Source organism: Leadbetterella sp. DM7 (assembly GCF_040829825.2).
Classification (GTDB): Bacteria; Bacteroidota; Bacteroidia; order Cytophagales; family Spirosomataceae; genus Leadbetterella.
The window spans coordinates 19,516-44,020 of sequence record NZ_JBFOLH020000011.1 but is presented as its reverse complement, the minus strand read 5'-3'; the positions used below and the strand labels follow the sequence as shown (position 1 = coordinate 44,020).

The 24,505-nt window shown below is 45.6% G+C and carries 15 protein-coding genes; 11 read left to right on the top strand and 4 right to left on the bottom strand.

Features of this window, described 5'->3' with window-relative positions:
• Window positions 1-53: 53 nt before the first annotated feature.
• The gene (locus AB2U10_RS12860; RefSeq protein ID WP_493820578.1) at window positions 54-2,507 is read right to left on the bottom strand and encodes an ABC transporter permease; all 2,454 of its coding nucleotides are present in this window, start codon (window positions 2,505-2,507) and stop codon (window positions 54-56) included.
• Between the two features lie 1,034 nt (window positions 2,508-3,541).
• Window positions 3,542-7,516 carry a two-component regulator propeller domain-containing protein gene (locus AB2U10_RS12855; RefSeq protein WP_367914979.1) on the bottom strand — a complete coding sequence of 1,325 codons (3,975 nt, stop codon included), beginning with the start codon at window positions 7,514-7,516 and terminating at the stop codon, window positions 3,542-3,544.
• 248 nt (window positions 7,517-7,764) lie between these two features.
• Between AB2U10_RS12855 and AB2U10_RS12850 the strand changes: the two genes are divergently transcribed.
• The 8 genes from AB2U10_RS12850 (at window position 7,765) to AB2U10_RS12815 (ending at window position 20,135) form a co-directional block, all read left to right on the top strand.
• Complete coding sequence (locus AB2U10_RS12850; protein WP_367914978.1) at window positions 7,765-10,860, top strand: SusC/RagA family TonB-linked outer membrane protein; 3,096 nt, start codon at window positions 7,765-7,767, stop codon at window positions 10,858-10,860.
• A 5-nt stretch (window positions 10,861-10,865) separates the two neighbouring features.
• Window positions 10,866-12,443, top strand: coding sequence for a RagB/SusD family nutrient uptake outer membrane protein (locus tag AB2U10_RS12845; RefSeq protein ID WP_367914977.1), 1,578 nt, complete (start codon window positions 10,866-10,868; stop codon window positions 12,441-12,443).
• A gap of 130 nt (window positions 12,444-12,573) precedes the next feature.
• The gene (locus AB2U10_RS12840; protein WP_367914976.1) at window positions 12,574-13,758 is read left to right on the top strand and encodes an esterase; all 1,185 of its coding nucleotides are present in this window, start codon (window positions 12,574-12,576) and stop codon (window positions 13,756-13,758) included.
• Between the two features lie 201 nt (window positions 13,759-13,959).
• A complete protein-coding gene (locus AB2U10_RS12835) occupies window positions 13,960-16,149 on the top strand; it encodes a beta-glucosidase family protein (protein ID WP_367914975.1) in 2,190 nt (729 codons plus the stop codon).
• Between the two features lie 53 nt (window positions 16,150-16,202).
• Window positions 16,203-17,222: an alpha/beta hydrolase gene (locus AB2U10_RS12830; RefSeq protein WP_367914974.1), complete on the top strand. Its 1,020-nt coding sequence runs from the start codon at window positions 16,203-16,205 to the stop codon at window positions 17,220-17,222.
• Between the two features lie 4 nt (window positions 17,223-17,226).
• On the top strand, window positions 17,227-18,522 hold the full coding sequence (locus tag AB2U10_RS12825) for a CitMHS family transporter (protein ID WP_367914973.1): 1,296 nt from the start codon (window positions 17,227-17,229) through the stop codon (window positions 18,520-18,522).
• Window positions 18,523-19,836 carry an acyclic terpene utilization AtuA family protein gene (locus tag AB2U10_RS12820; protein WP_367914972.1) on the top strand — a complete coding sequence of 438 codons (1,314 nt, stop codon included), beginning with the start codon at window positions 18,523-18,525 and terminating at the stop codon, window positions 19,834-19,836.
• Window positions 19,833-20,135 carry an AtuA-related protein gene (locus tag AB2U10_RS12815; RefSeq protein WP_367914971.1) on the top strand — a complete coding sequence of 101 codons (303 nt, stop codon included), beginning with the start codon at window positions 19,833-19,835 and terminating at the stop codon, window positions 20,133-20,135. Before AB2U10_RS12820 ends, AB2U10_RS12815 begins: the two co-directional genes overlap by 4 nt.
• A gap of 378 nt (window positions 20,136-20,513) precedes the next feature.
• Here AB2U10_RS12815 and AB2U10_RS12810 read toward each other — a convergent pair whose 3' ends face one another.
• Both AB2U10_RS12810 and AB2U10_RS12805 read right to left on the bottom strand, forming a co-directional pair.
• Window positions 20,514-21,122, bottom strand: a complete 609-nt coding sequence (locus AB2U10_RS12810) for a DUF2971 domain-containing protein (protein ID WP_367914970.1) — start codon at window positions 21,120-21,122, stop codon at window positions 20,514-20,516.
• 186 nt (window positions 21,123-21,308) lie between these two features.
• Window positions 21,309-22,559 (bottom strand): hypothetical protein, encoded by a 1,251-nt coding sequence (locus AB2U10_RS12805; protein ID WP_367914969.1) that lies wholly within the window; start codon window positions 22,557-22,559, stop codon window positions 21,309-21,311.
• Window positions 22,560-22,725: 166 nt separating this feature from the next.
• On the opposite strand from AB2U10_RS12805, the gene AB2U10_RS12800 reads away from it, so the two are divergent.
• The 3 genes from AB2U10_RS12800 to arr all read left to right on the top strand — a co-directional run bounded on the left by AB2U10_RS12800 (window position 22,726) and on the right by arr (window position 24,335).
• Window positions 22,726-23,358, top strand: coding sequence for a 3-keto-alpha-glucoside-1,2-lyase-like domain-containing protein (locus tag AB2U10_RS12800; RefSeq protein WP_367914968.1), 633 nt, complete (start codon window positions 22,726-22,728; stop codon window positions 23,356-23,358).
• Window positions 23,359-23,376: 18 nt separating this feature from the next.
• Window positions 23,377-23,583 carry a hypothetical protein gene (locus AB2U10_RS12795; protein WP_367914967.1) on the top strand — a complete coding sequence of 69 codons (207 nt, stop codon included), beginning with the start codon at window positions 23,377-23,379 and terminating at the stop codon, window positions 23,581-23,583.
• A 347-nt stretch (window positions 23,584-23,930) separates the two neighbouring features.
• Window positions 23,931-24,335, top strand: a complete 405-nt coding sequence (arr, locus tag AB2U10_RS12790) for an NAD(+)--rifampin ADP-ribosyltransferase (RefSeq protein WP_493820591.1) — start codon at window positions 23,931-23,933, stop codon at window positions 24,333-24,335.
• The last annotated feature ends 170 nt before the right edge of the window (window positions 24,336-24,505 follow it).

The following is a 24,505-nucleotide window of genomic DNA, read 5'->3' as shown; positions in this document are numbered from 1 at the left end:
AAAGCGCTGATTTCTCAGCGCTTTTTGTTTTATAAATGCCATCCTGTCATCCCCTATTCATTCTTCAGCACCTCCACCGGATTACTCCGCACTGCCTTCATCGTCTGCGAGCCGATCATTATGAATGCAATAAGTAATACCCCCAACAGGCCCGCGAACAGCTCGGCAAATTGTACCGGCTTATGATAGGGGAAATTCGTAAGTACTACGTTTTCAAAGAATACATAAGTTACCGGCAGGGCAATGAGCGCCGATATCGATAACAGTATCAGAAAACCACGGCTCAACAGGTAAATAAGGTTGCTGTAGCCGGCCCCCATTACCTTTCTGATGCTGATCTCTTTTAGTCTTGTCTCGGTACTGAATACCACCATTCCGAACAGTCCCATCGATGCGATAAAAATAGCGAGGAACGAAAGGAAGCCGATGATCCTGATCATGGCAGAAAGTTCGCTGTATGCATTTTCGATTGCTTCGTCATAGAATTCTGCCCGGAACGGATGAACCCGATCGATCTTCTTCCATGCGGACGCGATCCTGGCCATGGTTGCCGGTATGTCGGCGCTTTGTATCCTGGCATTGATGATTGCCCCGTTTTCGGGCGTCCAGAACATGAATGCTGTCGGCTCGATGAGGTTGTCGACCTTACCGTAGTGAAAGTCTTTCATTACGCCGACAATGGTCATCCTGCGCCCTTGCCCCTGCACATTGCTGAATATGATCTCTTCCCCGATTGCTTTCTCAGGGTCGTTGCTGCCAATGTTGAATCTTTTTAAGACCTGCTGGTTAACGATCACTTCCGTAGCGGCCGCGGTTGTAGTGGGCCGTGCAACGAAATTAGCCCCGGCGATGAGCTTGTATTCATGCAGAGCCAGGTAGTTTTCGTCGACGTGGTTGGTCAGAACCAGCACAGAGTCACGCGAATCTTTATATTTCATAAATCCACCCCAGGCGTTCCCTATGCTGGTGACTATCAACGACCGCGATACCGCAGCTACTTCGGGCATCTCGCCCAATTCCTTGAGAAGAGCATCCGGTTTGTTCCCCTGCATATCGATGTTCAGGATGTTTTTCGTATTGAATCCCAGGTCAAATGCCAGGATGTTTTTATACTGCACATAGCCGATAGCGGTTGTCGTTATAAAGATGAGCGTGAGCGTATACTGAATCACCACCAGTGCGCGCCGGAGCGTCAGGTGTTCGAATGCTTTCACCGACCGGTACGCCGGAGCGGACACCTTCCTGAGCGCATTGATCGCGCTGACTTTCGAAAAGAACAGGGCAGGCATGAAGCCGGCAATCCCCCCCACAACGACCGAAAAAATAATGAAGGCGATAACCACAGGCGGTGTAAGCTCCAGCTTCACCATATACTGCATCTCCGGAGCCAGGTTGATCAGCTGCGACCGCAATACGAGAAAGATCAAGTATGAAAGGATAAGGGCTGCCAGGGAAACCATGACCGCTTCCACCAGGAACTGCTGCCATACCTGGCTATTTCCGGCACCGATGGCTTTGCGAAGACCGATTTCCTTAAAACGACGCATGGCCCTCGCCATCGAAAGATTGGTATAGTTGAAACACGCCGACAAAATCACAACGAGGGCAAGCCCGCCGAGTATCCAAAGCATCACCGGAGACATGTGCGGGCCCAGGGACCCCGGCCCTCCCTCTGAACGGCGAAGGTTCTCTCCAACCACGATCTGGTACAAAGGAAGAAGCTCGAGCCCGATCTTTGAATTCTCTCCGGTACGATTTTCTTCTTTTGCAATCGCGTCAAGCTGAGACTGGATTGAGGCCCGGCGGGAAGAGAGTTCCGCATCTTCCGGCAGCAGGAGGTACACGTAGTTCGACGACATGCTCGTCCACTTCCCGAAGTTGCTGTTATTCTTGTTGAGCTGCTCGGCTGTTGACAGCGATACCAACACTTCGAAGTCGATGTGTGAAAAGAAGGGGACATCCTTCATGACACCTGTCACCTGGTAATTGAGGGTATCGAACCGGATCGCCCTGCCCAACGCAGGTTCGTTGCCGAATAGCTTTTTCGCAGCCGTCTCCGTCAGCACCACCGAGTAAGGATCTTTCAGAGCCAAATAGGGATTACCTTCCAGCATTGGAAATGTAAAGATCCTGAACAGCGAAGGTTCTGCCCAGAGGCCCCTGACAGGGACAATATTGTCGCCAACCTTTGCATCCTGCGAAAAATCGTTGCGAACAATGGCTACTTCTTCAATACCGGTCACCTTCTCCCGGATGAGCTTTCCGGTCTTTATGGATGTGGTGGCAAACTTACCGGTTTGCTCATGATTTGTAGTAACCACGTTGGTGATGCGATAGATCCTCTCCCCATTCTTGTGGAACCTGTCGTACGAATGCAGGTCGAACAGGAACGCGATCAGCAGCAAGCCTACGGACATACTGACGGCAAGGCCGACAATATTGATGAACGAGAACAACTTGTTGCGCATTAAGTTGCGCCATGATGTTTTTACATAGTTTCCGATCATGATCCGGTTGATAAAAAGGTGGGTATTAATTACATGAATGTAGTAGCAGTTTTTTATTATACATACAAAATGTGATCAAATACAAACAAAATGTGATGGATCTACCAGGGGGCCGGGTGATAAGAAGAAATCCGAAAAAGATGTTTACAAAAAGGCATTGGCCTTAGGAGTGATTACCGATGACCTGTACAATAATGGGCTATATGAGTTATATGAGGATCGGAACCGTGTTACACACCGTTTCAGCATTAGTGAAATCACATTGGCCGAGGTGGAGCGGATCGCTTACGATTACTACTTTCTGCGGGAAGAAATTAAAATCATTGTCGACAACCTGGAACCGAGCAAGTCAGCCTAAATGTGGGAATGACCATTACAGATGAAAATGATCCTGGAAACCAGTCTCCTAACCTTGTTGATATTTTAGGTAAGATCGGAACAGTGGTTATTTTGAAAGTAAAGAACTGTAACCTGCAGCCATCAATTTGGTTCCTGTACATGCGTAAGTTATCAGTAGCTTTCATTGTTAAACAAAATGTCAAAAAATAAAGGAACAAGCAGGGAAGATTTATTCCTTTAAAAATAAGAACGCTCATATATTACTGATTTACAATAACTTAGTGCTATTAAAAAACATCAAAAACGGAATAACGTGTTCGACTGGAATCCCCTGTAGCCTGCTTGGGGGGGCTTCACGAAATCTCCTTTTTTTTTATAAATCAGGTGCCGGAGATCCGATGCAGCGTTTGTGGAACGATTAGATTTCGGGGAAGGGTCTGACAAATTTTTTCAAAATAGCCAATGGCCGGATTTGCCGTATGGTTAGTAGTTTTTCCATATTCTATCCATTCATACCCAGTGAAAACCGCCGGGGTGAAGATAATGCCCAAGCTGATAGATATAGCTTAAAAATCAAAATTGAATGTAGTGACTTATGAATGGCAGAGCAGGAAACAGGGAATATTGCCTCATGACAGTTGCTCCCTGGCCGGGCCCTGGCGAACCGCTGAAACCAGGTCAGGCCGGGCCCCTAACTACTGATATTCACTCGGCGGTACTCCAAACTGCTTTTTGAAGCTGATAGAAAAATGTGACAGGGTGTTAAAACCGGTCATATACGCTATTTCCGAGATGTTGTACTGACCTGTCCTGATCAATTCCGCTGCCTTGTTTAGTTTGTAGGTTTTAAAGAAAGCGGCCGGATTTTCGCCTGTTAAAGATTTTATCTTATAGTAGAACTTGGTCCGGCTGAGGTTTAGCTTTTCCGTTATACGTACAATGTTAAGTTCTGTATTGTCCAGCTCCTCATTCATTAAGAGATAGAATTCCTTAAGTAATTCTTTGTCGTGCGGAGAGATACTTGCCTCTGAAAGCATTTTTTTGGTGGTGGTGGTGGTGCTCAGCATTTCCCTTACCCGCTTCCGGTTATTTATCTGAGATTTAATGACGGCTATCAGGTAGAGCGGGTCAAAGGGTTTGACAATATACGCATCGGCCCCCTGGGATAAGCCCTGCACCTGCTCATGAGTGGTGCTTTTTGCCGTTAACAAAATTACCGGGATGTGGCTGTAATCCATATTAGATTTCAGATACTGGCAGAAGTCGTATCCACTCATGCCCGGCATCAGAACGTCAGAAATAATGAGGTCGGGTTCATATGTTTCCAGGTTTTGTATGGCTTCTTTGGCATCAAAAACACATTTTGTGATATAATCGGAAGAGAGAATGGTGTTGAGAAAATAAGTTATCTCGGGCTCGTCATCAACAATCAATATTTTTTCTTTCTGAGAAACGATATTTTCCACATCCGCCGTGGTGGAAAGCCAGGATTTATCATGTTTCAGCGCAGGAGCGTCATCTTCTGCTATTATTTCCGAAGGAGAATAGGCCTCCCTGCCGAGAGGAAGAACAATGGATAGTATGGTTCCCCCCTCCGCGTTTTGAAATGCGGCAATATCTCCATGGTGAATTCTGACCAGGCGCTGACTATAGTTAAGCCCTATGCCTGTGCCATAGTGATTCAGCCCGTTATGGTGATTTACCTGGTAGAACCGGTCAAAAACCTTTTTCAGGTCTTTATCCGGAATCCCTATCCCGGTGTCTGTGACATCTATTCTTACCAACCCGGATGTTACGGGAGAGATATTTTCGAAGTGCTTCTCTATGGCTTTGCTGTAGTCTGCCATACTCACTGAAATTTCAATGCTTCCTCCCAAGGGGGTATATTTTACAGCATTTGAAATAACATTCGAGATTATTTTGTCAAATTTGTCCCTGTCCAGGTAGAGCATAACGGGCTCGGTATCGATTTCAACAGAAAGCCTGATTTTCTTTTCCCGGGCCACAAAAGAAAATAAGTCAACATTCCGCTTTAATTCAGGAACAAGATCCAGGTAAGTGGTTTTAAGGGTGGATTCGCCCTCTTTCAGATTATTAAAATCCAAAAACTGATTCACCAGGCCCAGCATTTTATCTACGTTTCGCTGAATTATCGAAATCAGGTTCAGGGTTTCAGGGTCCAGTTTTTTGGCTGATAACATAGTTACCGGCCCTTTAAGCATGGTAAGAGGCGTACGGAATTCATGCGAGATATTGGAAAAATAGTTAAAGTTGAGTTCATTTACCTTGAGGGCTTCCATTTTTTCTCTTTCGGCCAGCAGGGTTTTGTTCCTGTCGGCTTTCCATGAATTGTATAACCTGAAAAATATGTAACCCAGCCCGGCAAAAACGATAACATAGAGAAGTAACATTAACGGGGATGCCCACCAGGGGGGAAGCAATTTAATCCTGACGGAGGTTTCAAAACTTTCCCCCTGGTTAGTGCTGCCGGCCCTTACCCGAAAGACGTAGTTTCCCGGAGGGATTTTATAGAAATTAGCCTGGCGGCTTTTGCCGGCATCTGTCCAGTCGTCGTTGTATCCTTCTAATTTATAGGCATAATGGTAATTTTTCAGCTGACTGTAATTCAGTATGGTATAGTGTATGTTGAAGGAGTTGTTCCAGTTTTTCAATTGTATTTTATCAACCGGGTCTTTTTGAATGCCGGTTTCAAAGAGCCTGTGTTTATCAGAAGTGATTTTTTCGATAATCAGTTTGCTGGATTGCTCCGGAATGGGCTTCAAAGGGTTAATCTCGGTGATGCCGTGGGGGCCGCCGAAATACAAACGGCCTTCATGATCTTTAGCAAGAGCATTGAAATTGTATTGATTTCCGCCGGTTCCGTCTTCGCTGAAATAGATAATGGCCTTATCGGTTTTCGGATCCAGTTTTGACAGGCCGTTTTGAGAGGGTATCCACAGAAAACCCTGGCTATCCTCAATGATACCTGAGGCATCATTGCAGATCATTTTATGATTGATGTAATTTTTTATTTTCTTAGTCACCGGCGAGTAAGAGAATAACCCGTTTAAGTGGGAGGCTACCCAGATCTGACCGTTCGAGTCCTCAAACACTACATTGGGCAAAAAAGGTTTAATGGTTGGTTTGATTGCTATGTCTTGTACGGTAAGATTGCCGGGGTTAATTAAGAATACATTTCTCCCAAGCGCCGAGACGGCTATTTGACCGCTTCTGAGCTTGGTTAGCCCGGTTGTAAAGTTATAGCCCGGTTTGTAAAACTGTTTTCTTTCGAAGGTGTCGTTCTTTTTATAATAGATATACTCGCCAAACCCGGCTACCCAGATAGTTCCGTTATCATCTTCGGCTATAGACGACATACTCTGGTCAAACTTAAAACTTTTCAGGATGGAAACAGCCGCGTTATTTACACTGCACTGAAATACATCATTATTGGAGGTTACCCAAAGGTATCCGTGAGAGTCAAAAAAAATATTCCCGTTTTTCCCGAAACCCGGGCCGGGTAAAGCGGCCTTTTCAATCCTGCCATCACTTACGGTGTATTTGTAAATACCGTCTTTACTGGTAAGAATCCATAAATCCTTATCTTTAGAGACCACAATTTTCATAATTGACTTTCCCTGAAGAGCATTTTCCAGGAGGTATTTTTCGTTGAATATCTTCTCTGATTTCCGGGCCATTTCAAATCCCTTGTCGGTGGACCCGAACCAGAGGTTATTGCGGGAGTCGGTAAAAATGGTGGTTATTTCAAAATCAGGCGCTGCAAAAGGGAAGTCTTTGCCGGATTGATGAATTAAATTATGGGTGATAAAATCAAAGTAATAGAGCTCATTCTGAAAAGTTTTAAGGATGACAGACCTTGGATTGTATTCAAAAATGTTTGAAATCTCAGAAACGGGGAAACCGCGGAAACTTTCAATTTTTGCGGGAAGAGGCTTAAAAGCAATATGATCCGTGTCTACGATCGTCAGACCGCCGGAGTGCGAAAGCCAAAGTTCTCCGAACGAGTTAACATACAGGCTATGGATCAGCCGTACCGGAGGTATAGACAGCTTCTTAATCAGTTTAAAATCGGAATCGTACACGGAGATGTCGTTTTGAGTAGCCACCCAGAGCCTGTTGTGGCCATCTATGGCTTCCAGGTTAAGCACCGTGGGATTCGGGAATTTGGAATAATAAGTGAGCTTAACATCCAACTTATTCGTTTCGGGGTTATAGGCACAGATATCATTGCTGGTATTCACGATTATTTTCCCCGTTTTATCTTCTAAAATCTGGGTGACAAAATTACTGGAGCTGCCCGAGGGAATTTTCCTGAATTGTCCGTTTTCGTAGACCGCAACCCCGTGTGTGGCCGTACCCACCCAGAGCCTTTTCTGAGAGTCATACAGTAAGCACTTCACCACATTGGCCGGTAAACTTATGCTATCGTTATTGAAGTAAAACTGGGTAAATTCATGCCCGTTGTACCGGTTTAGTCCGCGTGTGGTAGCCATCCAGATATAACCGTACTGATCTTCGGCCATAGCAGTCACAAACTTATTTGATACGGTTTCGCTCTCCGTCTCCACTGCGGTGTTTTCAGCGCTGTTCTCAGAAGAACCGCAACCTAACAAAAGTAAAGCGAAAATGACCTTATAAATGCGATCCATAAATGAGCACCGGGTTTTGAAATATTTCACCGTAATAATAGACGACCAGGCGTGCATTTCAAGCGTTAAAGGGCTGTTTTGAACAAAAATATAAGTATTTGAACAAATAATAAAAACATTTCAACAGGATGAGAGCAATAGATAAGCATTTGTGAAAGCCTAAAAAAAATCAGGGTGTGTACTTGCATCCGTAATGTTTGAGGGCTCTTCAGGCTTTTAAACACGGGTACAATTCAACCTTAATAAATATGAAAAATGTTTTATCTGAAAGAAAAACGTGGCGCTTTATCGGTGTCACCTTATTACTCCTTTTTTTATTGCCGCCGCCGGCCAATGCCCAACAAGCCGTTAAAGGGAAAGTTACCGACGGAAAAGAACCCCTGATTGGCGTATCCGTAACCGTAAAGGGAGCAGGTACGGGAGGGTTTACGGATGCGAAAGGTAATTTTGAAATAAAAACATCAGCAGAAAAGCCTGTTCTTGTTTTTTCAATGATTGGGTACATTACGAAAGAAGTAACGGCTACTTCTTCTTTTGTGGAGGTGATATTGGAAGAAAGCAATATCAGCCTGGAAGAAGTGGTGGTGGTGGGCTACGGTGTGCAGCGGAAAAGTGATTTAACCGGAGCGATATCACAGGTAAAGACCGAGGATATTGAAAACAGAACTGTGGTAAATGCGCAGCAGGCTTTGCAGGGCAAGGCTGCCGGTGTACAGGTTATACAAACTTCCGGAGCTCCGGGAAGTAACCCGACAATCCGGATCAGAGGATTTAGCTCGAATTCCTCCTCCGACCCGCTGTATGTGGTAGACGGGTTAAGAACGGCCAATATTTCCGGGATCGACCCTAACAACATTGAGAGCATGGAGGTGCTGAAAGATGCGGCCTCAGCGGCTATTTACGGCGCTCAGGCGGGAAACGGGGTGGTATTGATCACCACAAAAAAGGGGAAATCAGGCGTAGCAAAAATAAGCTACGACTACCAGATGTCTACCAGTGAGCTGAACCGGGTTCCGAGAGTTATGAATGCTCAGGAGTATGTGACCTATATGACAGAGGCTAATTTTATTACTCCTAATGAGGTAAATACCTTATGGGATGGGGTTACCCATACCAACTGGGCCGATGTGGCGTTTGAGAAATCGCTTATGCAAAGGCATAACCTGGGATTCCAGGGAGGAAACGAGAAAGGAACTTATTTCGTGGGGTTATCCTACCTGGATCAGGACGGAATCGTGGTGGGCAACCAGGATGTGTACACCCGTGTTTCCGGAATGATTAACGGAGATTACAGAATACGACCCTGGCTGAAGGTAGGAACGACCAACACGCTGGAAAAATGGTCCAGCCAGGCCGTATCGGAGAATTCAGAATACGGAAGCCTGCTGGCAGCCGTGTTAACCATGGATCCGCTTACCCCCGATGTATACAGCAAAAACAACCTGCCTGATTTTATGAAAAATCACTTGCAGGCCGGCCGGGCCCTGGTAAAAAACAGTTCAGGAGATTATTACGCGCTTTCCCGGATTTTTGAGTCGGAACAGATTCACCCTCTTCTCATGCGGGATGTTAACCAAAACAAAAATTCGGGAGCAAACCTCCTCGGAACCATGTTTCTGGACATTATGCCCCTTAAAGGGCTGGTATTTACCTCTAAATTCGGATACCGGGGCGCTTTTTCCAATAATCACACTTTCCAGGACATCTATTACGGCAATGCCGTGGCTTACAGAGATAAGGTCAACCTGAGCAGAACTACCTCTAACAGCCTCTACTATCAATGGGAGAACTTTGCCAACTACCATTTCAGGGTGAAGGCGCATGATTTTACTTTAATGGCGGGCACATCTTATCAGCACACCGAAACGGTCAGTGTGAATGCTGCCGGCAATGAGCTCATCAAAAACGATATACCCTACAGGGATCTGGATTTTTTAGCTCCGGCAGCCACCCGAACCATCGGCGGAATTAAACTCTACACGCGGCAGCTTTCTTATTTCGGCCGTCTGAGCTACAATTACCTGGATAAAGTACTGTTTCAGGCCTCCTTAAGAAGAGATGCCAGTGATAATTCGGTTTTACCTTACGAAAACCGCTGGGGTACATTTCCGGCCATGTCATTGGGATACGTGATTTCAAAAGAAAAGTTTTTCCCGAAGACCGACTGGGTTTCTTTTCTTAAGGTCCGGGCCAGCTGGGGACAAAACGGAAGCACCGGCCCGCTGGGAAGATATGCCTACCTTGCCTCAATTCTGTCGGGCGGCATGTATCCGTATTCATCCGATATCAGCTACCAGGTAGCTTCAGCGCCCAATACACTCACTAACCCTAACCTCAAATGGGAAACCTCGGAGCAGACTGACTTCGGTATAGATCTCAGGGCTTTTGATAATCGTTTCTCCGCCACGCTTGATTACTTTCACAAGAAAACAAGCGGGCTGTTAGTGGCCATTACTCCTCCTTACGAAACCGGGGTTACCTCTACCGTAGTTAATGCCGGAAATGTAATGAATAAAGGTTTTGAGGCGGAATTAGGCTGGGAAGACCGGTTCAGCAATGGCTTTAAGTATGGGATTAAGGGAAATATAGCCACGCTTACCAATAAGGTTACGTACCTGGATCCCAGCATCTCAAGAATCAGCGGGGCTTCTTACCATACATTCACAGGAATAACGGCATTTCAGCAGGGACTTCCCGTGTGGTATTTCAGAGGGTATGAATTGCAGGGAATCAACCGGGAAACCGGTGACCCGGTTTTCAAAGATCAGCTTACCGTAGATACCAACGGTGACGGGATTCCGGATCAGGGCGACGGGGTGATCAACAATCAGGATATGGCGATGATTGGCAGCGCCATCCCCGATTTTACCTATGGCATTACCCTCACAGGTTCATTCAGGGGATTTGATTTAACGGTTTTCGGAGCAGGGTCAAAAGGGAACCAGATTTACAACGCCTTAACCCGTATTGACAGACCGAGGGGAAACAAGCTCAGTATTTTTTATGATGAAAGGTGGACCCCCGCCAATAAGGATGCTTCAAGACCAAGACCTAACGCAAACGGGGAAGATAAGTACTGGATCAGCGATGCCGCCATTTTTGACGGATCCTTCTTTAAGATCAAGCAATTGCAGGTGGGTTACAGGCTGCCGCAGTCGCTGCTGGGTAAATTAAAAGTAGAAAACTGCCGGATCTATACGTCACTGGATGACTGGTTTGTATTTACCCGATACCCCGGTATGGATCCCGAGGCTTCAGCAGGCTCCACTTCGGCTCTGGGAGTAGACAAAGGAGCGTATCCCATTGCAAAAAAACTGGTTTTCGGTATTAACCTTTCCTTTTAAAAATCATGAAAAAGATAATTCAAAGTCTAACCTTATTTATAGTCATAACGATTACTTCTGCCTGCGAAAACCAGCTGAAAATAGTACAGCCGGGGGCCACCAGCGTGGATAATTTTTACAAGACAGATAAAGATGCCGAAGAGGCAATTGCAGCGGTTTATTCATCGTGGCGTGCTTCCCTGTATGGTCAGTTCTGGTTAAAAAACCTGCTTTCCGATGATATCCTATGTGGTGGCGGATCAAGGGGCGACAACAGCATGTATGAGCAGATCAACGAGTACAATTTTGGAGCGGCAAGTACCACCGTAAGTGGGCCTTTTGCCCAATATTACAACACAATTTACCTGGCTAACCTGATCATCAACCGTATAGAGCCGGACTCAGACGTCAAGAAAAGAGTTGTCGCTGAAGCGAAGACCATCCGTGCCGCAGTTTACTTTGATCTGGTTACCTTATGGGGAAACGTACCCCTGGTGACTGCCGAGTTGTCTCCGGACGAATATCAGCAGCCTAACGGAGATAAAAATGCACTCTGGGAGCTGATCGAAACAGGTTACAGGGATGCCTTGCAGAGCAACAGCCTTCCGCAAAAGAAAAGTACGGTTAACAGCGCCCAGCCCGCAAGACTTACGGCCGATGCCGCCAGGGCTTTCTTAGGAAAAGCACAGCTGTTTCAAGGGAAAAATGAAGAAGCGTTTGAAAATTTGTCGAAAATAATCAATGACGGAAAACATGCTTTGGTGGCGGATTATGAAAATGTGCTTCGGGCGGTTTCTGATTTTTCCAGCGAGTCAGTTTTTGAATTTAACTCCATAGGAGACAATAACAACGCCTTTGCACAGGGAAATACCCTTTGGGGAATTATGAACGGGTACAGAAGTGATAAGCTTAATCTTTCAGGATATTTCAGCGGTTCACATGGGATTTATCCTTCAGGCTGGGGATTTGGTAACCCTACTTCAGCATTGTACCAGGCTTTTGTGGCCGAGGAGGGAACGGACGGCTATCGTTTAAACAGCACTATCAGGACCTATAAGCAACTGAATGGGATCGGTATAACCCTCAATCCGGGAAGTACCCTTTATGGAAATGAGGGATATTTTAACTGGAAGCACCGGTACTTAGGTTCTGAAGTGCTGGTGTCATCGTTTGGTTTTTCTACCACCGCCAATTTCAGGGTTCTGAGGTATGCCGAGGTTCTCCTTTTAGCGGCAGAAGCTGCAGTACAAACCGGGAAAAACACCCAGGCGCTGGCCTATATCAACCAGGTCAGAAGCCGGGCAAAATTAAAGCCCCTGGATAATGTTTCGCTGGCCAATGTGAAGACAGAAAAGAGGCTTGAGCTGTGTTTTGAAGGGGTTCGTTTTCAGGATCTGGTACGTTGGGGCGATACGCAGCCCCTGGAACGCCAGGGGCAAAAGATACCCACTTTTACCGGGCTCAACAGCGACGGAAGCCATGCGGTAACTTACCCTTATACCAACCAGGCCTTTGGTTTCAAAAAAGGGAAAAACGAACTGCTTCCGTTTCCCGAACACGAAATGAATGTAAACAGGAATATTAAGCAAAACCCGGGATGGTAACACGGAATTTACGGAGCTTTCTCACTGCTGCCCGCTTCTTAGCGGGGGGCAGAGACGGCCCTTCTGCTCGCTATGAGGCTTTAAGATTTACGACAAGAAATTTTTAAAAATTAATAAACAATACACGTACATGAAAAAAACATTTTTAGTTTTAAGTATTCTGATAGTCAGCGTTTTTACGCTTAAGGCTCAGCAAAATCTCGATTTCTCCGGTGCACAGGGGATCATCTCACCCGTGGTGAATAATAACAACACCGTAACCTTTAAGCTCGATGCCCCCAAAGCCGCAGAGGTTTTTATTCAGGGTGACTGGATGCCGTCACAGGGCTGGGTTCCGGGCAAAGCAGCCATGAGTAAGGATGAAAAAGGAATCTGGACATATACGTCTGAGGCGCTTAAGTCTGATTTGTTTATGTATAATTTTATTGTGGACGGATTGAAAATCACAGATCCTAACAATGTGTATCAAATCAGGGATATTGCCAATATTTTCAGTATTTTTATTACCAACGGTAACCAGTCATCCTTGTACAAAGTAGAAGATGTACCTCATGGAACCGTTTCCCGTACCTGGTACGATTCCCCCCGCTTAAAAGCTACAAGGCGCTTAACCGTCTATACGCCTCCGGGATATGAGCAAACGAAAGAAAGCTATCCTGTACTTTATCTTCTGCACGGCGTAGGCGGTGATGAGGAAGCCTGGATTTCCTTAGGAAGAACCGCCCAGATCCTGGATAACCTGATTGCGGCCGGAAAAGCAAAGCCCATGCTGGTGGTGATGACAAACGGGCATACGAGTAATGCCGCTGCTCCCGGAGAATCTAGCAAAGGACTTTACAAACCTGTCATGATGACTCCTGATGTAGGTTCCGGAAATATGGAGAGTACGTTTCAGGATGTGGTTGATTTCGTGGAAAAAACTTACCGGGTTAAGAAAAACAAGGCGGATCGTGCTATTGCAGGTTTATCGATGGGCGGATCACATACTTTGTTCATATCGGCATACCTGAATAACACCTTTGATTATGTAGGGTTGTTTTCTGCGGCGTATCGCCTGGGCAGACCGGATGTAAAGGAGATTCCGGCGGTTTATGAGAATTACGAGAAAAACCTGGAAAAGCAGCGCGACAACGGATACAGGTTATACTGGATAGGAATGGGAAAAACAGATTTTCTTTACCAGAGCGGAGCAGACTTCAGAAAACTCCTGGACGATAAAAAAGCAAAATATACCTACCGGGAATCAGAAGGCGGACATACGTGGTCAAACTGGAGGCTTTACCTGTCAGAGTTTGCCCCGCTTTTATTTAAGTAGATAAATAACCACTGTATTCAGGCATGTTCTGTTCAGGAATGTGCCTGAATACCCTACTGTTTGCAATTCAACCGAAATCATATTGAAAACCTGATGAAAAAACTATTTATATCAATCGGCGTATTTTTTGTTTCATCCGCACTTTATGCCCAGCAAGTACCTCAACTTGGGAAAAACACCGTACAGGAAGTCTTAAATGCAATGACTTTAGACGAAAAGGCAGACTTACTGATCGGTACGGGAATGCCCGGTTTCGGGGGGCCTGCGGTAGGGCAAACCCAAAACCTGGTGCCGGGAGCTGCCGGAACCACAAAAGCCATTCCAAGGTTAGGAATTCCGGCCATAGTCCTGGCAGACGGACCGGCCGGAATACGCATAAGTCCTACCCGCCCCAATGACACGCAAACGTATTATGCCACCGCATTTCCGATAGCCACACTGATTGCTTCATCCTGGAATCCGGAGCTGGCTGAAAATGTCGGTAAAGCCATGGGAAATGAGGTGCTGGAATATGGCGCGGATATACTTCTGGCTCCTGCCTTAAACCTTCACAGGCATCCGCTTAACGGGAGGAATTTTGAGTACTATTCCGAAGATCCGGTTATTTCCGGGAAAATGACCGCAGCAGCAGTAAGAGGTATTCAGTCGAATGGTGTAGGAACTTCCATCAAACATTTTGCAGCTAACAACCAGGAAAGCTTACGGGGCAGAAATGATGTTATCATCAAAAACCGTCCGCTCAGGGAGCTCTATCTTAAAGGGTTTGAAATTGCGGTTAAGGAGTCTTCGCCCTGGACAATCATGTCGTCTTACAATAAAATTAACGGCACTTATACTTCTGAGAGCCGGGATTTGCTGACAACCGTATTGCGTGATGAGTGGAAATACAACGGGATTGTAATGACTGACTGGTTTGGAGGAACAGATATTGTTAAACAGGTGCACGCAGGCAATGACCTGTTAATGCCCGGTACGCCTCAACAGAAAGAAGCCATTCTGAAAAACATAAAAGAAGGTAAACTGGCAATCAGTGATGTAGATGTAAATGTGAAACGCATACTTGAGCTTATTCTTAAAACCCCGAAATTCAAGAAGTATCCTTTTTCCAATAAGCCCGATTTAAAAGCTCATGCAGCTATAGCAAGGCAAGCGGCGGCAGAAGGAATGATTTTACTTAAAAATGAGCGGCAGACTTTGCCTTTAAATCCGGGGGCTAAGATAGCCGCCTTCGGGGTTACTTCTTATGACTTTGTAGCGGGAGGTACCGGTAGCGGAGACGTGTATGAAGCGTATGTAGTTTCATTGCTGGAAGGCCTTGCCGGGTATCCTATAGACGATAAGCTGAGCCGGAGATACAAGGAGTACGTTACCGGCTACAAGGAGAAGCACAAGCCTGACCCTAACAATATACTTGAGCTTATTCTTGGCAAGCCCAGAATGCCGGAGCTTGTTCTGTCTGAAAAAGAGGTGGCAGAAGCCGCAGCAGCTACTGATCTGGCTATTGTGACCATAGGGCGTAACTCGGGAGAGTTTGAAGACCGCAAGACCAAGGGAGATTTTTACTTAACCGATGAAGAGCAGAATTTGATTTCTGCGGTGACCCAAGCCTACCATAGCCAGGGTAAAAAGGTGGTTGTTATTCTGAATATCGGCGGAGTAATTGAGACCGCCTCATGGAAAAGCAAGCCGGATGCAATATTGCTTGCATGGCAGGCGGGACAGGAGGGTGGCCATTCGGTTGCGGATATTTTAAGTGGCCATGTGACGCCGTCCGGAAAATTAACCATGACTTTCCCGAATGATCTATCGGATGTAGCCTCCAATGTAAATTTTCCCCTGGACGTTAAGCTGAGTTTCCAGGAAATGATGGGGGCCAATATGGCTCCGGCTCCTGAAGTGCCCCGGAGAAATCTGGACTTTACGCATTATGATGAGAATCTTTATGTAGGCTACAGAGACTATGTAACCCATAAGAAACCGGTTTCTTTTCCATTTGGTTTTGGGCTATCGTATACCACTTTTAGTTATGAGAATGTAAAGGTTTCCGGTAACTCTCAAAATGGATTTAACCTAACGGTAAACGTTAAAAATACAGGAAAACGGAAAGGAAAAGAGATTGTGCAGGTGTACAGGTCAACTCCGGACAATGACCCGCAAAAGGAGCTTGTGGCTTTTGCCAAGACCCGGGAGCTGGCTCCGGGAGAGCAGGAAACTTTGCGTTTTAAGATTACGGCAGAAGACCTTGCCAGCTTTAATGAAGCCGGCAACTGCTGGCTTACAAAACCGGGAGCTTACAAGCTCCTTCTTGGAAAAAGTGTGGATGAGATCGTTGCAAGTCAATCGGTTGAAGTAAAAAACAAGTTGGAAAAACCCCTTATTGCCAGGTTTTAACCTTTGATTTCAAGGGGTCAGTCCTGTACAAACGGAGGAAAACTATTATGAATATGAAATATCTGTTCCCTATTTTATTAGCCTGTGTGTCATTCGCGGGCTTCGCCCAGAAAGGAAGTGTTAAAACGTTTATCCTGAACTCAAAAGCCTTAATCAATAAAGGTGGAGAAAACCCGGACAGAAGCTGTTCAGTTTATTTACCTCCGGGTTATGAGCAGGGGAAAGAACGCTATCCCGTTATCTACTTTCTTCATGGATTTACCGCCACAGACCAGATTACGGATGAGATGAAACAGGTGCTGGATGAAGGGATTCTGAGAAAAAAAATCAGGCCCTATATTCTGGTTATTCCTAATCATCATACCCTTTACCAGGGTAGTTTTTACACAGATTCGGAGCTGACGGGTCATTGGGAGACATTTACCTGCAAGGAACTGGTGGAATATATGGACAAAAACTTTCGTACGCTGCCAAACAGAGAGTCCCGCGGAATTGCGGGACACTCTATGGGGGGCTACGGAGCGATTAAAATAGCCATGCGCCATCCGGATGTTTTTAGCTCAGTCTATGGCTTAAGCCCCGGCTTAATGGCTTTTGTGAAAGAATTCGGCCCTAACAGCCCGTTTTTCAAAATCTATCAGAACGCCGGAACGGAGGAGGATCTGAATAAAACGTATTATCCTAAAGTTTTAGCCGCTGTGGGCAGAGCCTGGTCGCCTAATGCAAATAAACCGCCGTTTTACTGCGATATGCCTTTTTCATACCAGGGTGACTCCCTCATTGTGAATCAGGATGTTTTAGAGAAATGGCATAAGAATATGCCGGTTGAAATGGTAAATGATTATGCGGATAATTTAAGAAAACTAAAAGCCATTAAGCTGGATTGGGGCAGAAATGATTCACCGAGATTTCCTGTTCAGAACATGGCTTTTAGCCAGAAGCTCGAAAACCTGGGCATCCATCATTACGCTGAAGAGTATATCGGTACACATGTAGATAAAATATGGACAGCCGATGGACGGGTGCTAAACGCTGTGCTTCCTTTCTTTAATGATTATTTAAAATTCGAGTAACCCGATGCTGGCGGTATACGGTGTAATGATCATTATCATCTTTCTTCTCCTGATATGGAGTAAAAAAGTTTCAGTGATGGTAGCCCTGGTCATGATACCTGTTCTGGTAGGCCTGACAGCAGGTTTTGCGGTTGCGGATATCGGGAGTTTTGCATTGGGGGGAATCCGCCAGGTGGCTCCTACCGCTGTAATGCTGATGTTTGCGGTACTGTATTTTTCAGTCATGTTAGATTCGGGCCTCTTTGACCCTGTAATAAAAAAGGTGCTGCAATTAGTAAAAGGCGACCCGGTGAAAGTGGCAACAGGTACGGCTCTGCTGACCATGCTGGTACATTTAGACGGAGACGGCACGGCTACTTTTATGATTGTGATTTCCGCTTTTTTACCTGTTTATCAGGCATTAAAGATGAGTAAACTTGTTCTCGCCGGGATAGTGGCTCTCAGTGTGGGGCCTGTTCACCTGGTGCCCTGGTCAGGTACTTCAGCCAGAGCCCTGTCAGTCTTCGAAGCCAGCAGTGCGGAGATTTTCATTCCTAACTTACCGGCTATAGCTGCCGGGATACTTTGGGTGCTGTTTGTAGCCTGGTATTGGGGACGGGCGGAAAAAAGACGGCTGGGTGTTGCAGATTTTACGTATTCATTTGGCGAAAATTTTACTCCGGAAGAACGGCGCCTGAGAAGACCGGGGCTGGTAGGATTAAATGCCATTTTAACAACCGCCGTTATCGTGCTGCTGACTTTTGAGGTGGTTTCTTCCCCGGTTTTGTTTGTGCTGGCTTCTTTGCTGGCTCTTCAAATTAACTACCCCCGGCTTCAGGAACAGAAGCAGGTGCTGGGCAGGCATGGCAATAACATTTTTATGGTAGTCAGCATGATCTTTGCCGCGGGGGTTTTCTCCGGAATTTTAACGGGTGCCGGCATGATTGAAGCCATGGCAACGTCACTGATCCGTGTGGTTAAGGCGGAAAATTCGGGGTTACTTGTTTTGTTTACGGCCATAACCAGTATGCCGGCCAGCATCCTTTTTACACCCGATGCCTATTATTTTGGTGTTTTACCCATTATCAGGGAATCGGCAAGCCAGCTAAATATCGATACGCTTCAGTTCGGGAGGGCGGCTTTGCTGGGGCAAATGACGGTGGGGTTTCCGCTGAGCCCCTTAACGGCATCTACTTTTTTATTGACGGGTATGGCTGAGGTGGATCTGGCCGATCACCAGAAGCACACATTTTTATGGGCATGGGGTACTACTCTGGTTATGACGCTGGTGGCCGTTTTAACCGGTTCAATACTTTTATAAATGAAAGATACGATTAGAATAGGGTGCGGAGCGGGTTTTTCCGGAGACAGGTTTGAGCCCGCTGTTATTTTGGCAGAGAAAGGACAGTTGGATTACCTGGTTCTGGAATGTCTGGCCGAGAGAACAATTGCTCTGGCTCAGCAACAAAAGCAAATCAATCCGGAGCTGGGTTATGACCCGTTTTTAGAAAGGAGGATAAATTCGCTTTTGCCTTTTCTGGCCAGGAGAAAAATCACATTAATTACAAATATGGGAGCTGCTAACCCTCTTGCCGCTGCCCGGAAAGTTAAAGAGTTGTGTGTGAAACAGGGTTTTAATCTTAAAGTTGCTGCCCTGACCGGAGATGATGTTTTAAGTTCGATTACGGGAAATGAAAAGGTAATTGAAAACAACAGGACCATTTCAGAGTCAGGCATTCTGGTTTCTGCAAATGCATATTTAGGAATAGAGGGAATTCTGGAAGCTTTGGCAGCAGATGCCGATATTATAATTACCGGCAGGGTAGCAGATCCATCCCTGTTTTTAGCTCCTATGGTGTTTGAATTCGGCTGGACCCTTGCTGAACAGTTAGGACAGGGGACTGTTATAGGTCATTTATTGGAATGCGGAGGCCAGTTAACAGGTGGATACTTTATGGATGTTGCCGGAAAACAGGTTTCTAATCCTGCCAACCTGGGCTTCCCGATAGCAGAAGTAAGTAAAAACGGAACGGCCGTTCTCACTAAAATTGCCGGAACCGGTGGGAGTCTTAACCTGAGAACAGTGAAGGAGCAATTACTGTATGAAGTACTTAATCCGCACCGGTACGCAACTCCGGATGTTATTGCAGATTTTACGAAAGTGAGATTGAAAGAACTCGGAAAAGATGAGGTTTTAGTAACGGATGGTACAGGGACAGAAGCCGGCAATCTGCTAAAGGTGAGTGTGGGTTATAAAGCATATTATCTCGGAGAGGGTGAAATATCCTATGCGGGCTATGACGCTGTAGACCGCTCAAAACTAGCTATTACTATCCTGGAGGAGAGATTAAAATCAGATGAAGTGCAGGAAATACGCTACGACCTGATCGGGCTGAACTCTATCAACGAAGATAAATTGAATGTAAGGAGTTTCCCTTATGATGTAAGATTAAGAGTGGCGGCAAAATGTACTTCAAAGGCTGCCGCTCAGCGGATTGGAGAAGAAGTGGAAGCACTTTATACCAACGGGCCTGCCGGTGGTGGTGGCTGCAGAAAGTATTGCAAAGAAGTTATAGGTATTCATTCGGTTTTCATGGAAAAAGATAATGTACACTTTAAAGTAACCTTAGTATGACAAAATTATACCATTTGGCTCATAGCAGAGCGGGAGATAAGGGCAATACATCTACCCTATCATTAATTCCTTTTAATGAAGAAGACTATCCGTTGATGTGCGAAAAAGTCACTGTTGAAAAAGTACGAGAACATTTATGGTCTTTTTTACAGGGAGATATCATACGTTATGAATTGGATAATATCAAAAGCCTGCTGTTTGTATGCGAAGAAGCTCTTTCTGGCGGGGTAACTACCTCGTTGTCTCTTGATCCGCACGGAAAGTGTCTTAGCTCTTTATTGCTTGAAATGGACATATAGGATGACCAGGAAATATAAACAGGGAATTGCTTTAATACATCTCTGTATCAATTTATAATAATTTCTTACCAGATGAAATAGGCTTTTGATTTATGGGAAAACAAACTGACCCGACACGCGCTTCTTGATTTTTATAAAAAGCCGGATTTAGGGTTTGAGGATATTTCGATTACTAAAAAGCAGTTTGAAACGCGTAGCCAGGAATCTTCAGGCACTAATAAGCTGTTCAATATTCCGGGCCCGGTGTTTGGCACCTTTTATACACCAAAAGCAAATTTTAATAAACAGGTTGATACATGCCTTGCTCTCCAGTTAATAATGATTACCACATTTTACTCACCATTATACTTTTATGGCCGAACTATATTTTCCTGATCCTCAATAAATAATCTTTACTATCCATCTCTGCCCTGTAGTACTGCAATTCCGGGAAGCCATTGTACTTGACAATGGCATCAATTCTTTCGATGTCTTTTGTTGGTGTATTGAATCATGAATGATACCCCTTCTGGCGGTATTAAATTGGAGGCATACCCCCGAATGATTGGCAGCATAATGCGACCACATCAAAATATGGTCCTTACGCTCCGAAAAACAGCAAACTCCTAATTTTTCCCCGAAAGTATAATGACTGATCTTATTCAGAATATCTTCCAATGCACGAGGCTTGGAGAGCAATTTTCTCAAGAGGTCTTCGTCTTCCAGAATCCCGGCAGATCTTTCAGGGGTTAGAATTTTTAGAAGGTTATGAGCTATTTCTTTCTTCTTCCTGCCATAATACAGATTGACCTTGCAATCAAAGGGGTCATTAAAGTCCAGGGGTGAAGAAAACCATAACGAATGTGCTTCCAGACCTTTCAGGAAATAGTCTGTTACTGAATTATACTTATAAAGCTTCCGGGGAATAAGATTACGAATCTGACGGAGACTTAGCTCTGAAGTATTTACAGAAGTAGTCTCTTCCTCTCTTGCCCGAGTGGTTCTCATAATTCTACCAGCTTAAAGCCTTCAAGTTATATGTTGCATCTCAATGAGCCAAACCGGCCTTATAAAATTTAGAGGCACCCGGTAAAATCGGAGTCATGATAGATTACCGGGAAGATAATACAGGTCGTTGTTAATACTGTAAGCTCCTAACTAAGTTATCTATGTGGTTAACCCGCAGGCTTTCGCCTAATTGAAATTATCTTCAAAAGTGACTTCCCCGTTTTTACCGGTCAGCCTGACGTGGTCAATAGACCCGGTGCCGCTGAAGATGTAAGTGATTGCCATAATGTCTCCAAAGTCCTCCCGGAAAGTTTCGGTTACCAGTGGCTGCCCGTTCAGTGTTATTTCGGCCTCCTTATTTTTCACCTGAACGCGTATTTCCTGCCATTGGAATACGTCAACTCCCAGGTGAGAAAGGTCATTGTTGGTACCTGAGCGTATGATTTCGCCCAGTTTGTAGCCGGCATTTGTTTCGCAACCCCGGTTTTGCAGCTTTATCCAGAAAAAATTTTTCTCGGTTACGATATTGATCTGCATAAAGGGGCAGGCCGTATCGGTCAGGCTGTCTACTTTTATGCGGGAGACCAAATCAAAATGGTCTGAAGAAGAGCCGAACACCCGGCTGTTGGTGATCCTTGTCTCGAATGCCCGGGAGAGATCTACGTTCTTTTTGATGAGCAGTTCTTTACTGATGTGCAGACGCCCGTGGCCGGTAAAATTTTCCTTCTTAAAGTGAATGGGTTCTCTGTCGCGGTAATTGTAATAGAGCCGGGGTTCCCAGCCTTCACTGAGTATGTGTATGGGTTGCATGGCCAGAACGGTGTCGTTAGCCATCAGCCGCGCCCGGTGATAACCCGATTCGTAGTAAATGCCCGAATAGATATTTCCCTTAGGGTCAATAAGAACCCGGTGTGAGGGGTTCCAGGATTGCTGAATAAAGAAGCTGTCGGCGCTTACGCCGGATACGTCATAATTGAATATGACCGTGGCCGGGGTACCTGAAACTACGGTTTTTTGAGCCGTAAATCGTACAGGCCCCCTGATTTTTACATCCCTGGCAGATCGGTTCATCAGGTGCATGATCAAAAGAGAGGCAACGGCCAGGAGCAGGAGTAGCCCACCGATCTGCAGTAGGGTTTTCTTTGAAACGGAGCGTTGGGCCGGGAGAGTGTTTTGCTGCCTGAAATCCTGCCAGTCGCGGTAATCCAATACTGCGGCCAGGGCATTCAGGGTAGCCGGCTGAGGTCGTTGCTTGAAGTCGTCTTTCCAGAGGCGCTTCAGGGTAGACAAGCTCAAAACAACTCCTGTTCGTTCTTCAATATGCTGTGATAGGGTTTCGAGGTCGCGTTGGGTGTATCCGTTGCCGTTCCCGAACGCCAGTTTTTTTTCGATCTGTTTCCTGCATAGTGCCAGGTAAGCCTGGTCAGAAAAAGGCATAACTGAAATTGTTTTCTTTCGGTGTAATTCTCTTTAAAAGTAGCTACAAATATTCATATAGTTTTATAAACGATGTCAGAATCCAGTTTGACCGGGTTTTGAACCGGGTTTGACCGGCGTTACGCACTCCGGAGAATTTACTTTTGCGCTAAAAATAACAAGAACTTTGAGAACACTTTTTAAGATTTCATTTATCCTGGCCGGAACCTTCGGGCGGCTGCTGGCTCAGTCTGAAGCCGGAACTGTTTCTATACATGCTGAACGCTTTACGGAGTTCAACCGCAAGGCTTCCTTTACAGACGGCGAAGTTCATTTGAATAAAAAAGAAGATTATGGCGTGCTTTGGCTTAACGACTCCTCTTTTGCGAACGGCATCCTTGAACTCGAGCTGAAGGGTACGGCCATCCCGGGGCAAAGTTTCGTGGGGCTGGCTTTTCATGGCCGGGACAATACTACTTTTGATGCGGTGTATTTCCGTCCGTTCAACTTCCGTAACCCGGAACGAAAGGGGCATTCCGTTCAGTATATAAGCTTGCCCGGAAACGATTGGGAGAAATTGCGCGAGAAATTCCCCGGAAGATACGAAAACGCAGCTAATCCCGTGCCTGACCCGGCAGACAGTTGGTTTCATGTCCGGATTGTCGTAAACTACCCCGAAGTAAAGGTCTATATCAATAACGCATCTGAACCCGCCCTTCAGGTGGAACAACTCAGTAGTCAAAGGCAGGGTCGTATTGGTTTCTGGGTAGGTAACGGCTCAGAGGGGTGGTTCAGGAACCTCCGGATCATTTATCCATGAGAGTAATTTTCATTTTTCATGCTATCTGTCGCTATGTCCGGACAGGAAAAAACAGTGAATGTCAATGGAAGCAATTATCATGTTTTTGTAAAAGGGCTTGAAAACAGGAAGGAAAACGATCCGGTTATCATTTTTGAAAGCGGTATGGGGGTCAACCTGGAAAACCGGAAGAATGCGGATGCCTCTCTTTTTTCCTATATTGCCGTTTCTTTTTACGATGATTAGATCAGAGAATGGAATTTTCACCCTTTAATCCTGTGGTTAAACGCTGCATACGGGGCATGGATATAGAAGAAAAAGGCCGGCCGGAAGAAGCCGCCCAATTGTTTCTGCAGGCCTGGGAGGAAGCAACCAACGACCTGGAGAAATTTCTTGCCGCCCATTATGTAGCCCGGCACCAGGAAACGGTTTCGGGTAAATTAGCGTGGCTTGAAACGGCCCTGCAGCATGCATTGAAAATAAACGATGATACGGTTAAGAGCGCTTTCCCGTCACTATACGCAAACATTGCCCGATGCTACGAAGATTTGGGTGATGCAGAAAAGGCAAAGAAGAATTCGGAATCAGCCGCCCTGTTTAAGCACAACCCTGCTGATAAAGGTCTGTTTTATCACGGTACAAAAGCAGATCTGCAACCGGGCGATTTACTGACAGCCGGTGGCAGCTCCAATTATAAATCCGGGCTCAAAATGAACCATATTTATTTTACTGCCCTGGTTAATAATGCAGGACTGGCCGCAGAACTGGCCAAAGGCGAGGGAGCCCCACGGGTGTATATCGTTGAACCCACAGGGAGCTTTGAAAATGACCCGAATGTTACAGATAAAAAATTTCCGGGCAACCCGACACGCTCCTACCGTAGCGCAGAGCCGCTGAGAATTACCGGCGAACTCACCGGATGGAGCAGACTACCGGAAGAAGAGCTTCAGAAATGGCGGGAAAGGCTGGCCAACAATAAGGGAGAGATTATCAATTAGCAGGCCGGATTCCGGGAAAAGAAAACACAGGTTGATCAATGAACATAAAGTATTCCGGATAATTTATTGGAATAAAGTATTTTATGTAAAATATTGTTTGTACCTTTGTGAAGTTAATAGAGTATTTCGTTTATAGCTTTTCAAGATTTTTCTTCTGAATTATATTTTCA

Coding starts and splice junctions, on each gene's coding strand:
- AB2U10_RS12840 (WP_367914976.1), top strand. CDS start 12,574: ATGAAAAAAACATTTTTAGTTTTAAGTATTCTGATAGTCAGCGTTTTT.
- AB2U10_RS12815 (WP_367914971.1), top strand. CDS start 19,833: ATGACAAAATTATACCATTTGGCTCATAGCAGAGCGGGAGATAAGGGC.
- AB2U10_RS12830 (WP_367914974.1), top strand. CDS start 16,203: ATGAAATATCTGTTCCCTATTTTATTAGCCTGTGTGTCATTCGCGGGC.
- AB2U10_RS12810 (WP_367914970.1), bottom strand. CDS start 21,122: ATGAGAACCACTCGGGCAAGAGAGGAAGAGACTACTTCTGTAAATACT.
- AB2U10_RS12825 (WP_367914973.1), top strand. CDS start 17,227: ATGCTGGCGGTATACGGTGTAATGATCATTATCATCTTTCTTCTCCTG.
- AB2U10_RS12835 (WP_367914975.1), top strand. CDS start 13,960: ATGACTTTAGACGAAAAGGCAGACTTACTGATCGGTACGGGAATGCCC.
- AB2U10_RS12805 (WP_367914969.1), bottom strand. CDS start 22,559: ATGCCTTTTTCTGACCAGGCTTACCTGGCACTATGCAGGAAACAGATC.
- AB2U10_RS12850 (WP_367914978.1), top strand. CDS start 7,765: ATGAAAAATGTTTTATCTGAAAGAAAAACGTGGCGCTTTATCGGTGTC.
- AB2U10_RS12795 (WP_367914967.1), top strand. CDS start 23,377: ATGCTATCTGTCGCTATGTCCGGACAGGAAAAAACAGTGAATGTCAAT.
- AB2U10_RS12855 (WP_367914979.1), bottom strand. CDS start 7,516: ATGGATCGCATTTATAAGGTCATTTTCGCTTTACTTTTGTTAGGTTGC.
- AB2U10_RS12845 (WP_367914977.1), top strand. CDS start 10,866: ATGAAAAAGATAATTCAAAGTCTAACCTTATTTATAGTCATAACGATT.
- AB2U10_RS12860 (WP_493820578.1), bottom strand. CDS start 2,507: ATGATCGGAAACTATGTAAAAACATCATGGCGCAACTTAATGCGCAAC.
- AB2U10_RS12820 (WP_367914972.1), top strand. CDS start 18,523: ATGAAAGATACGATTAGAATAGGGTGCGGAGCGGGTTTTTCCGGAGAC.